The sequence below is a fragment of the Actinoplanes sp. NPDC051513 genome (assembly GCF_044454685.1).
Classification (GTDB): Bacteria; Actinomycetota; Actinomycetes; order Mycobacteriales; family Micromonosporaceae; genus Actinoplanes.
In genome coordinates, this window is the sequence record NZ_JBITDW010000056.1 from 1 (window position 1) to 11001 (window position 11001).

The 11001-nt window shown below is 64.8% G+C and carries 12 protein-coding genes and 1 pseudogene; 5 read left to right on the forward strand and 8 right to left on the reverse strand.

Annotated elements, in window-relative coordinates; genetic code table 11:
• Positions 1-260: 260 nt before the first annotated feature.
• From dbpB (ACIA5D_RS51325) to queC, 8 genes are read right to left on the reverse strand one after another with little or no spacing between them, the layout of a single operon-like run.
• Positions 261-1406, reverse strand: a complete 1146-nt coding sequence (dbpB, locus tag ACIA5D_RS51325) for a DGQHR domain-containing protein DpdB (RefSeq protein ID WP_396038047.1) — start codon at positions 1404-1406, stop codon at positions 261-263.
• Positions 1403-2641 carry a tRNA-guanine transglycosylase DpdA gene (gene dpdA / locus ACIA5D_RS51330; protein ID WP_396038048.1) on the reverse strand — a complete coding sequence of 413 codons (1239 nt, stop codon included), beginning with the start codon at positions 2639-2641 and terminating at the stop codon, positions 1403-1405. The genes dbpB (ACIA5D_RS51325) and dpdA overlap by 4 nt, the downstream gene beginning before the upstream one ends.
• Positions 2638-3798: a DGQHR domain-containing protein DpdB gene (gene dbpB / locus ACIA5D_RS51335; protein ID WP_396038049.1), complete on the reverse strand. Its 1161-nt coding sequence runs from the start codon at positions 3796-3798 to the stop codon at positions 2638-2640. Before dbpB (ACIA5D_RS51335) ends, dpdA begins: the two co-directional genes overlap by 4 nt.
• On the reverse strand, positions 3780-4706 hold the full coding sequence (locus tag ACIA5D_RS51340) for a hypothetical protein (protein ID WP_396038050.1): 927 nt from the start codon (positions 4704-4706) through the stop codon (positions 3780-3782). The genes dbpB (ACIA5D_RS51335) and ACIA5D_RS51340 overlap by 19 nt, the downstream gene beginning before the upstream one ends.
• 25 nt (positions 4707-4731) lie before the next feature.
• Positions 4732-5571 (reverse strand): GTP cyclohydrolase FolE2, encoded by an 840-nt coding sequence (gene folE2 / locus ACIA5D_RS51345; RefSeq protein WP_396038051.1) that lies wholly within the window; start codon positions 5569-5571, stop codon positions 4732-4734.
• On the reverse strand, positions 5568-5924 hold the full coding sequence (queD, locus tag ACIA5D_RS51350; RefSeq protein ID WP_396038052.1) for a 6-carboxytetrahydropterin synthase QueD: 357 nt from the start codon (positions 5922-5924) through the stop codon (positions 5568-5570). Before queD ends, folE2 begins: the two co-directional genes overlap by 4 nt.
• Positions 5924-6562: a 7-carboxy-7-deazaguanine synthase gene (gene queE, locus ACIA5D_RS51355; protein ID WP_396038053.1), complete on the reverse strand. Its 639-nt coding sequence runs from the start codon at positions 6560-6562 to the stop codon at positions 5924-5926. The genes queD and queE overlap by 1 nt, the downstream gene beginning before the upstream one ends.
• 8 nt (positions 6563-6570) lie before the next feature.
• Positions 6571-7272, reverse strand: a complete 702-nt coding sequence (queC, locus tag ACIA5D_RS51360) for a 7-cyano-7-deazaguanine synthase QueC (RefSeq protein WP_396038054.1) — start codon at positions 7270-7272, stop codon at positions 6571-6573.
• A 502-nt stretch (positions 7273-7774) separates the two neighbouring features.
• On the opposite strand from queC, the gene ACIA5D_RS51365 reads away from it, so the two are divergent.
• The 5 genes and pseudogenes from ACIA5D_RS51365 to ACIA5D_RS51385 form a co-directional block, all read left to right on the forward strand.
• Positions 7775-8083 carry a transposase gene (locus tag ACIA5D_RS51365; RefSeq protein ID WP_396038058.1) on the forward strand — a complete coding sequence of 103 codons (309 nt, stop codon included), beginning with the start codon at positions 7775-7777 and terminating at the stop codon, positions 8081-8083.
• 622 nt (positions 8084-8705) lie between these two features.
• Complete coding sequence (locus ACIA5D_RS51370) at positions 8706-9284, forward strand: hypothetical protein (RefSeq protein WP_396038055.1); 579 nt, start codon at positions 8706-8708, stop codon at positions 9282-9284.
• Positions 9182-10135, forward strand: a complete 954-nt coding sequence (locus ACIA5D_RS51375; protein WP_396038056.1) for a reverse transcriptase domain-containing protein — start codon at positions 9182-9184, stop codon at positions 10133-10135. The genes ACIA5D_RS51370 and ACIA5D_RS51375 overlap by 103 nt, the downstream gene beginning before the upstream one ends.
• A gap of 153 nt (positions 10136-10288) precedes the next feature.
• A pseudogene (locus tag ACIA5D_RS51380) lies at positions 10289-10504 on the forward strand (IS3 family transposase); the annotation flags it as partial.
• Between the two features lie 43 nt (positions 10505-10547).
• The coding region (locus tag ACIA5D_RS51385; protein WP_396038057.1) for a DDE-type integrase/transposase/recombinase at positions 10548-11001 on the forward strand (454 nt) is incomplete at its 3' end.

The window sequence follows — 11001 nt, forward strand, 5'->3', positions numbered from 1 at the left end:
GCGAGAAACTTCTCTTTGGACGAGGCAACTGTTCTTCCTTCCCAGGCGAACCAATTCTACTTGGCCCACCTGTCCGGAAAGATCATGGCGGCTCAGCAGGGAAACCGTGAATATTTTGGGCCATAGGGCCCAGCGGTAGGTACCGTGTGGCGGCCGAGTTGGTCGATTCCCCCATCGGATGCCCGATGCCGCCGTGGCCGATCCTGATCCATCCCGGCCCCACGGCGCCACCTAGCCGAACACATGCCATCATTGCATCACTATCGATTCCGGTACCTGACCTGCAAGAAGTCTGCGACTCTCTTGATGTCACGTGGCGTATTCTGGATGTCGTTCCACTTGCGTACAACGCCGCCGCCGAAGTCCCACTCGCCGTCGGTCCAGTGACAATCGTCGGCGATGGACTTGAGGTCGGCGGTGAACTCGTCGACGTCGACGATTCCGTCGCCTTGGTCGCGTGCGTGGGTAATGGCGTCCATGAGGTAGCCCATGCTGATGATGCCGGCGCCGTGCATGAGGCGGGACTTGCGGGGTGACTTGTTCCATGCGTCGGGGAACACGTGCTTGACTGCGGTCCAGAAGTTGAAGAGAACGGTCATCATGTAGCCGTTGTTCGGTAGCGCCTCGTCGTTCCGGAAACGGTAGAGGGCGCCGTCGCTCAGGCTCGTTTCCAGCATCCTCAAGACCGAATTGTCCTTGATGACGCCGGACGGGTTGGTCGGAGTTTGGATCATCCGGTTGAGCGGGGACCTACTGTCGAAGTTGAGCGCCTCGAGCAGGGTCGCTGGCAGTTGGCGTACCCGAAGGGGGATGGGCAGCGCGCCAGAGGCTCCGGGCAGGAGTTCGTGGATGAGCCCCTTCGGCAGCGCCTTGGTGGAGTTGACCAGGATGAACTGTGACCGCTGGTCAGCTGTTTCGTTGGTGATGAATGCGCTGATGGTCACCGGGAAGGCATCGACATTGGCGTCGCGGATGGCAGCGCTGCGTTGCTGGCCATCTACGATGAAGCCGGGCCTGTCGTGATCAGGCCCTTCGGTGATCGGGATGATTAGGTTTCCGCTTCGCACATAACCGGGACTGTCGGACTCGCTCGGGCCTGGCTCGAAGCGAACACGTTCGTCGAATGCGATGACGATGGCGTTGGGTAGCAGGGGGCTGGCGTCGGTTTCGATGTACCGGCGGATCGCCGCGACGTGCGCGAGGACCTCAGGCCGTTGGTAGCCGTGCAGCAGCGCGTCCTCGTCGCGGCGGATGCGGGATACCGTGGCGATCTTGGGTACAAGCTTGCCGTCCATGGCGAAGGTGTACAGAAGGCGCCCGCGGCCTTGCTGGATCTCCAAGGCGGGTAGCCGTAACTCCTCAGTCGCGGCGGAGGAGACGATCGCCTTGGTCCTGGTTTTGGTCACGCGGTTGTCCTTCCTTGTTGTGCGCGGAGACGTTGTTCGAACACGTATAGGTTGTGGAAGCCGCGCCGCTTGTTGCGCTCGGAGCCCCGAAAAATGACGATCTCAATCCCAACGGCGACACAGAGGTCGCAGCGACAGTCGCGCCACGGCCGAGCTGCCAGCGTCGCACTGTACTGCTCGCTGCGGTCGGACTTGCCGTCCCACAGCGCGCTGTAGGCGACCAACGCCTCCAACACGGGCTCAAGGTTGATCGTGTCAGCGTCGTATTCGCGGAGATGGGAGAGGGCGGTCCGTTCGAGTTTCATCGCCTCGCCTTGGCCGATCTCCCCGGAGCGGATGCGCGCCTTGAGCTTCGCGTTGCCGTCCACCTGCGGAACGCGCAGGGCCACGTGGGTTCGGGTGGGGGTGTAGTAGTTGTCCCGGTCGTCCTTGAATGCCTGACGGAAAGGTGAGGTGCTGTCAAAGCTGGTGACACCGTGGCCGGCGAATGTCGGCACGTCGTCGACACGACTCACACCGAGAAGATGCAGTTGGGTGGAGTGTTCTCGGACCTGGTCGATGGCTCGTAGGCAGGCGAGGATTTCGTTGGTCTTGAGGGGCACCATGCCGCCGAGGGCGATGCGCGTGTAGCCGATGCGCTGCAGTTCCGCGATCGCGTCTGCGTAGGACTGCGGGCTCCAGCCCTGGGCGACGCCGACAGGGGCGAAGCCGACGTTGCGGGCGTCGCAGCGATCCCAGAACTCCTGGGCCAACTCGAGGGTGATCTTCTGGCGGCGGACCCACTCTTTTGCCCTGGGATCTTCGCGCGATGTCGCCGGCTCGTACTGGAAGATCACGTGATCCACGGCTATTCCGTAGTTGAAGCCGCATCCGTCGTAGAAGTCGATGACTTCATCAACGGTGTAGGGCGGCCGCTCTTCGGCGACGTAGGAGAAGGCACCGCAGTCGCCCATGATCTCCAGGGGCGTATGGCCGTTGTCGAGCCGGAAGAACTTCGCGGCGCCTTCGCGGTAGAGGCGGTGGCGCTGCGCTCCGGTGTACTTGCCTGCGGCCCCGCTGGCCAGCCCGTCCACGATGGCCTTGGACACCAGTAGCCCGTCGAACGGCGCTTGGGTCAGGACCTCGTGGGCGTACAGGTCGTCGCGTTGCCGGACGCGGAACGGGTCCCGTTCCTCGGTGATGAAATGGAAGCTCGGGTCGACCTGGTCCTGGCTGTCAGGAAAGAAGAATTTCATCGCTGTTCCGCCTGGGCGTTGCGGTGCACCCGGATGAGGTAATTGGACAAAGCCTGGATGTCACGGGGAGTGTTCTCGACGTCGTTCCATCGCATGTTGAGCTCGTCCCACGTGCCCGAGGTCCAGCGACAGTACGGGGCGATCAACGCCAGGTGCTCACGGATCAGTCGAGGTGCGTCCGCGCCGCGGGGGTCGACGATGCCGAGCACCCGGTCCATGAGGCGGCCCATGGCGCGTATCCCTGCCCCGTGCATCAACCGGCTCTTGACTGCAGGTTTGCCCCAGGCATCAGGGAAGGTGTCGCGCACGGCGTCCCAGTACGTATAGAGGGCGTGGAGGATGCCGTCGAAGTCGGTCTCGTTGCGGCCCACGTCCCGGTAGGGAAACAGGCACCCGGCCGACGTCAGGCTGTCCTTGATCAGATCGACGAACCCAGTGTCGGTGATGACCGCGACGGCAAGGTGCGACTTATCCGTGGACGCGCGCCTGATCATCCCGCGCAGAGGTGAACGTTCGTCGGTGTTGAGCACGTCGCACAACTCTGACGGCGCCCGGCGGATGGCCAACCGCGACGGCAGCGGGCTGTCGACCGCGGGGAGCAGCTCTGTGACCAGGCCGCGTGGCAACGGGCGGGTGTTGTTGATGCGCAAGAACTGATCGCGTTGGACCTTCACGGCGTCTGCGACGAAGGCCGTGACCGGGACGGGGAAGTCTTTGCGTCGCATGCGGGACAGCGCGACCGCGCGTTGCTGCCCGTCGACGATCCACGCCGGTTTTGGCCGACCGTTCGCCGCCATGGGGATCGCTAGCGTACCGGTGATACCGAGTTCGTCTCCGGGGAGGCGGTCGCCACGGATCTTCTTGAAGTGCACCCTAGACGACAACGCCATGATGATCGGGTTGGGGAAGACCGCAGCGTCAGTGTTGAGGTACTCGACGATCTCCTGAATGTGTTTGCGCACCTCAGGGCGTTGGTAGCCGATGAGCTTGCCGGCATTGTCACGACTGACGCGGGAGATTTCCGCGACCTGCAGGATCTCCTCGGCACGGAGGGTGAAGACATAGAGGGGGTAGTCGGTACTCTGCGCGATGCACAAAGCCCGACGGACCATACTGTTGGGAACCGCAGCGGCAGGCATCAGGCGCGCACCCCCCACGCGATCACTTCGGCGAAGAGTTGACCGAAGCGAGCCTGCTCACACGAGCGTCCTGAGAGGCGAAGCCGCCGTAACAGGCCCGTAGCAGTGACCCCGTGTTCGCCGGTATGTTCACAAATGAACGCCCGAACCTCTTCGTCTGTGAGACGTTGGCCAGCGGCGCCAGCCGCACGGGCCGGCGTTGCCATGGTCGTCTGCTCGACACGCTCGCGCAGTCGCGTGCGACCTAGATTGTGATCGTCGTCGACCGACGAACGCAGCAGGAACGCTGCGACACGGGCGTTGAGTGACAGCAGGCTTCCGCCCAGGTGGGGTTGCAGCCGGGCGGTCACGGGCACGACGAGGTCGGCAAGGTCAGTAGTGGCCGGCCCGATAACGGAGAGTTGCTGCGTGTCACGCAACAGGCCAGCCGCGGCGGTGACGTCCGTAGCGCAGGCGCGCTGATAGGCGTCGGACAACACCGCGATGATCGTGGCGTCGGCATCACGACGGGCGAGGTCCGTGAACGACCGTGGTTGATCCGCGGCGGGGCCAGACCACTCAGTCAGCCTGGTCCACCAGTCCCGGACGGCGGACCGGTCCTCGCCGACCGAATCGACCCCACCAGGGGCGAACGTCGCCGCATAGGGCCGGATCAGCGCGGATGCGGGAATAAGCCCGTAACCGGCTGAGCAGACCCACAACGTCCCGGCCCGAGGCGCGATCTGGTCGGGCAAGGTCCGGGCAATCTGCCAGTGCTCACCGGCGTACAGGTCGACAGCGGGGAAGTCGATGGCAGAACTCGTCGACAGCCGGTCTGTCCAGGCGGAGAAGCGCCGACCTGAACCGCGTTCACGAAGGTTGCCCACGCGCAGCCGCTCTGGCACCGTGTGCCGTTTCCGGTTGCTGCAGGTGACCACCACGTGCACGTTCGCCAGGCCGGGGTGACCGCTGCTAGCCATCGGTGGAGTTCCGAGTCGATGTCGTCGGCGTCCAGGGGATCTGCGCGTAAGCGGCGTGGTTGTGGATGCTTTCGTCGTTGACCACGCGGATCCGGTACTCGGCGATGCGTACGTCGTGTCCCAACGCCTCGGCAACGCTGCGGATCATGTCTTCGACGAAGACGGGTTTGTCGTAGCCGGCCATGGTCACGTGGCGTTCGTCGGGGCGTTTGAGCAGTGCGTACAGCGGAGAGGAGCCAGCTGCCTCTGCGATGTCGATGAGGTCGTCGAACCACAGCCCGGTAGCGGCGGTGCGTGGGCGGGCGTCGATGGTGACCCAGCCGCGTTGGTTGTGGGCCCCTCGGTCGCTGATCGCCTTGCTGCACGGGCACACGCTGGTAACCGGCACCTTGACGCCGAGTACCAACTCGTCGCTGCGGTCGTTGGACACGGCGGTCAGGGTGCATGTGTAGTCCATGAACGAGGCGATGCCGGTGACTGGGGCGAGGCGTTCCAGGAAGTACGGGAAGGTGAGAGCGACGCGGGCTGTGGCGCTGCCCATGCGTTGGCGCAGGTCGTCGGCCATCAAGGCGACAGCTTGGCTGCCGAGTTCGTCGCGCCAGGCGTGCAACACGTCGACGAACCGACTCAGGTGGGCGCCCTTGACGTCGTCCGCCAGGCTCACCGACATGGTGACCGTCGCGACGGTCTCGCGTTTCTTGCCGTCTGCGTCGGAGATGAGCAGGGGGTAACGGAGGCCTTCGACGCCGACCTCGTCGAGCGCGATGCCGCGCGTGTCCGGCAGGGCCTGCACATCTTGCAAGCTATCGGCCTTAATTTCGCTGATCGTCATGCATCGCCTCGGTAGACACAGCCCGATGTGCAGGTTTCCCGGACGAGGATCTCCGACAGCGGCAGTTGGTCGATGAGCCGTTCCCAGATCCAGCGGGCAAGGTTCTCGCTGGTGGGGTTGTCCAAACCGGGAACGTCGTTGAGGTAGTAGTGGTCGAGTTGGTCATGCAAGGGGCGAAACGCCTTTTTGATCTCGGCGAAGTCCATCACCCACCCGGTGCTCGGATCGACGTCCCCTCGGACGTGTACCTGCACTTTGTAGGAGTGGCCATGGAGGCGGGCGCACTTGTGCCCGTCAGGCACGCGAGGAAGCCGGTGGGCGGCCTCGAACGTGAACTCGCGGTAGATCTCCATCAAGCGATTCCTAGGTACTTGTGGGTCTGCAGGCTCAGTTGCCACTGCGGATGAGCCAGGCAGTAAGCCACCGCCGCCCGGGTGTTGGCCTCCTGCTCTGGGCTGTCCATCGGCTGCAGCCGCATGAACGTGAACCCTAGGTCCTCGAAAAGCTCAGGCATCGCGGCGGGCTGCGGGAAGACTAGTTTGAGTTCGTCGCCCGCAGTCAACACCAGGTCAGCGCCGGCCTTGGGACTGACACAGATCCAGTCGAGCCCGGCGGGCGCCGGTTGGGTACCGTTGGTCTCGACCGCGACCTCGAAGCCCTCGGCGTGCAGCGCCGCAACGGCGTCGTCGTCGAGTTGCAGCAGTGGCTCGCCGCCGGTGCACACCACGTAGGGCTTACTGCGATAATGCGGCAGTCCTTGCCATGTCTTGGCGACCGCTGTCGCGAGGTCCGCAGCGGTGGCGAAACGGCCTCCGCCGGGGCCGTCCGTACCGACGAAGTCGGTGTCGCAGAACTGGCAGATCGCACGGTGCCGGTCGGTCTCGCGTCCGGTCCACAGGTTGCAGGACGCGAACCGGCAGAAGACGGCGGGTCGGCCGGCGTGGGTCCCTTCGCCCTGGAGGGTGTAGAAGATCTCCTTGACCTTGTACATGGTCCTGTTCAGCTTCGTGACAGCGTAAGCGCCGGATCGGTCATCCCCACCTCGGCGAAGCCGCGGTTGCGCAGGAGGCACGAGTCGCAGGTGCCGCAAGCTTGGCCATCGACCGGGTCGTAACAGCTGTGGGTAAGGGAGTAGTCCACGCCCAACTCAAGGCCCCGTCGGATGGTGTCCGCTTTGGTCAACTGGATGAGCGGTGTGTGGATCTTCAACCTCTGACGGCCCTCGACCCCAGCCCTGGTGGCCAGGTTCGCCATGCCCTCGTAGGCCTTGATGTATTCCGGCCGGCAATCCGGATATCCGCTGTAATCGAGAGCGTTGACCCCGATGAAGACGTCCGACGCATCAAGTGTCTCGGCCCATGCCAGTGCGAACGACAAGAAGATCGTGTTGCGGGCCGGGACATACGTGACCGGAATGTCGTCTGCCTCGAGGTCGTCTACGTTGTCGTGGTGCGGCACCGCGATCGACGCGTCGGTGAGCGCCGATCCGCCGAAGACTCGCAGGTCGATGTCGGCCACTACGTGCTTAGCCGCTCCCAGAGTTGCAGCGACGCGTTCAGCCGCCTGCAACTCGACCGTATGGCGTTGTCCATACCTGAAGCTCAGCGCGAAGGTCGCATACCCTTCGTCCCGGGCGATCGCCAGCACCGTCGCCGAGTCCAAGCCACCACTCAGGAGGACTACTGCCTTACGCTGCGCCATGTCCCTGACCTGACTTTCTACTCGTTGAAACTGCAGGCCTATGGCGAACTGCAGCCGTGTAGTTTACCGGTTGATACGTTACCGAACGGATCGTCAACATCAAGTGCCACGCCGCAATCCTTGGCTGAGATCCGGCGTTCGAGTTGGGCGACAGGCCAGCGCTTGCCGATCTGAACAGCAAGAAGCCAAGATCCGGGAGCGTCCAATCGCGGGAAACTGCCAACCAGGCGCCACACATGACGTCGAAGTTTACGCTGTTGCAGCGCGTGACCTCTCCGTGCCCGACCTGGCCCGCCGGCAGGCCACGGCCACGGAACCGGCCTCGTTTCGCCCCGCCACGAGTAGCACTGCACCATAAGCGGCATTCTCGGCAAGAAGGGTTGTGCCATCAACGCGACGGCACGACCAGGATCGTTACAACCTAGGAGATTCTGCTGTCAGATGAGTTCCCCCGGTTTGGCGGAGCTTCTCAAGCATGATCGACTGATCATGGGGAGGAAGCATCCGTGGCAGCACCGAAGAAGTACCCGACGACCTACGGGCGCGGGCCGTGCGCCTATATCGCGAGTCGGACCCGAAGCCGACCATCCGACGGCTGGCCGAGCAGTTGAACGTGGATCACGAGGCGCTGCGCAACTGGATCCGGCAGGCCGAGGCCGACGCGGGTGAACGTCATGATCGGCCCACCACGGAGATGGCCGAGGAGAACCGCCGGCTGCGTGAGGAGGTCGCTGAGTTGCACCGGGTCAACGAGATCCTGCGTGCGGCGTCCTCGTATTTCGCGTCGGAGCTGTGCGCCACGTGGCGCTGATTGATCGAGGAGGGTGAGAGACCTTCCCGCTGGGCCGTCGCAGCGACCCGGTTGAAGCCTGAGGGCAGCCTGACCTGCGCAGTGGTGGGGAGGGTGGCAAGCGGCCCTGACGAAGGCGGGACGTGCCGGGACTGCCAGACGGTGCGGGTTCGTCGAGGCGTGGCCAGAAGGTGTAACGCGAGTGAACCAGTGTTTGACGCTTCGTAACAGCGAAGCCGGCTCCAAGCTGGTGGATATGGGCCGGTGAGCAGCGCACGACCCCGACGCCGCTGCTGGTGGCGGGGTGGACTCCGAAGCCGTTTAGCTCCGGCGGTGGGGAGGCCATGGTGAAGGTCTGCGGCGTAGCCGTGGCGATGCTGCCGGAGTAGAGCTGGGCACCTCCCTGGCTGATCGATCGATGTGGTGAACGTGGGAACCGACCGGCGCCCGCCGGATTCCCGTCCGTCCAGGACGGGCGTCGGCAGGCGTGTTGCCGCTGATGGGCGGCCGGTCGGGGCGGAGGCCTCGTAGTAGTCGCGGGCGTGACGACCCGCCGTCGGAGTCCGGGAGAGCCGGACGCAGGGCGAAGGGGGCCAGCAAGTCACGCAGGGCGGATGCTGGAATGCCAGGAGGGATGTCGCCGGTGAATACCTGCGATCCGGAGTTGGCCCTGTTGCGGGCTGAGGATCGGGTACTGGAGATCCAGACCAAGCTGCACCGTTGGGCTCGTGATGATCCTCATCGCCAGTTCAGCGACCTGTTCAATCTTGTTACCGATCCCGCGTTCCTGCTGGTGGCGTGGGACCGGGTGCGGGGCAACAAGGGTGCCAAGACTGCCGGGGTGGACGGCCGGACAGCGCTGTCCATCGTGCTGCGGACCGGCGTCGAGGATTTCCTCGACGATCTGCGGGCCTCGTTGAAGGACCGCAGTTTCCGGCCGCTGCCGGTGCGGGAACGGATGATCCCGAAACCGGGCGGGAAACTGCGCCGGTTAGGGATCGCCACGATCACCGACCGGGTGGTTCAGGCATCTTTGAAGCTGGTGTTGGAGCCGATCTTCGAGGCGGATTTCCTCCCATGCTCTTACGGGTTCCGCCCGGGCGCCGGGCTCATGACGCGGTGGCCGAGATCCGTCATCTGGCCACGAACCCACGCCGCTATGAGTGGATCGTGGAAGGTGACATCAAGGCCTGTTTCGACGAGATCGACCACGGCTCCCTGATGGGCCGGGTGCGTGACCGGATCGCCGACAAACGCGTCCTGGGCCTGGTGAAGGCGTTCCTGAAAGCCGGGATCCTCGGTGAGGACCGGCAGCTTCGGGAGACCAACGCCGGAACTCCGCAAGGGTCGATCTTGTCCCCGCTGCTCAGCAACATCGCCTTGGCGGTGCTGGACGAGCACATCGCCCAGCAGCCCGGAGGTCCGAGCTCCAGCCCGGGCGTGAGGGCTGGGCGGCTGCGGCGCGGCCTGCCGAACTTCAAGCTGGTCCGGTATGCCGACGACTGGTGCCTGATGATCAGAGGCAGCCAATCGGACGCCGTGGCGTTGCGGGACGAGATCGCCGGGGTGTTGTCGACGATGGGCTTGCGCCTGTCGCCGGACGAGACCCTGGTCACCCACATTGACGAGGGCGTGGACTTCCTCGGGTGGCGCATCCAGCGGCATCGCAAGAAGGGGACCACCCGGCACTTCATCTATACGTATCCGGCCAAGAAGTCGCTGAAAGCGGTGATGGCCAAGGTGAAGACGCTGTGTCGGCAGGTCGAGGTGAACCAGCCGCTGGATGAGCTGATCCGTCGGCTCAACCAGGCAGTTCGTGGCTGGTGCGCCTACTTCCGGCCCGGTGTGTCGTCGGCGACCTTCGCCTATCTCAGCCACTACTTGTGGCAGACGGTATGGCGCTGGCTGCGACGCAAACACCGCCGGGCCACCTGGAAGGAACTCCGCCGTCAGTACTGCGGCGGCGGCTGGTGGCCGCGCGGGCAGCGGGAACTGTTCGATCCGGAGACACTGGGCACGACCCGGTATCGCTACCGCGGATCGATCATCCCGTCGCCCTGGCTAGCCGCCTGACGAGGAGCACCACAGCACTATCGGGGCTCGCGGAGAGCCCGGTGCGCTGAAAGGCGCACGCCGGGTTCGGGAAGCGGCCCGGGAAAACGGACCAGCCCTCCGGGCCGGCACCGCGTCCCGGGCCGACTTCACCGGCCCGGCCCGGCGACGGTCATGAGGTTCATCGACGAACACCGTGACCGCTTCGCGGTCGCGCTCCTGCTACGGGTCCTGAACATCGCCGAGTCGACCTACTACCAGTGGGTCAAGCAGGCGGAACAGCCCTGTGACCGGGACCTTGTCGACCTCGGGCTGATCTCCAACATCTATGAGATCTGGGAGGCGTCCGGGTTCACCTACGGCGCCGACCGCGTCCACCGGCAGTTGCGCCGCGACGGGATCCGTGTGGGTCGTAAACGGGTGGAGCGGCTGAATGGCCGGCCAGGGCTGGCACGGTGCGTTCCTGCGCCGCGGCTGGCGTGGCGGCTCAACCCGGCAGAACCCGCGGCACACGCCGGCGCCGGATCTGGTCAACCGGAACTTCACCGCCGACGGCCCGAACCGGCTCTGGGTGGCCGACGCCACCCGCATCCCGTGCGGCGAGGGCGTGTTCCGGCTCGCCGCCGTCCGCGACGTGTTCTCCCGCCGGATCGTCGGGTGGAAGACCTCGGATCGGTGTGACACCGATCTGATCCTGGCCGCGCTGGAGTACGGCATCTGGTCGCGTGACGTCCGTGACGGGCAGTTGATACATCACAGCGACAGGGGGTCGAACGGCGGATTCAACTGGTTGTCGCAACACCTTGATCATGGAGGTGTGCGATGGGCGCGAACACGAAGCTGGAGCGGGTGCCCGAAGGGGTGCGGAGGCAGTGGGCGGCGGACCG

Bases quoted from the DNA above. Each gene is read 5' to 3' on its own strand.
- dpdA (WP_396038048.1), bottom strand. From the start codon at position 2,641: ATGAAATTCTTCTTTCCTGACAGCCAGGACCAGGTCGACCCGAGCTTC.
- queD (WP_396038052.1), bottom strand. From the start codon at position 5,924: ATGGAGATCTACCGCGAGTTCACGTTCGAGGCCGCCCACCGGCTTCCT.
- folE2 (WP_396038051.1), bottom strand. From the start codon at position 5,571: ATGACGATCAGCGAAATTAAGGCCGATAGCTTGCAAGATGTGCAGGCC.
- queE (WP_396038053.1), bottom strand. From the start codon at position 6,562: ATGTACAAGGTCAAGGAGATCTTCTACACCCTCCAGGGCGAAGGGACC.
- queC (WP_396038054.1), bottom strand. From the start codon at position 7,272: ATGGCGCAGCGTAAGGCAGTAGTCCTCCTGAGTGGTGGCTTGGACTCG.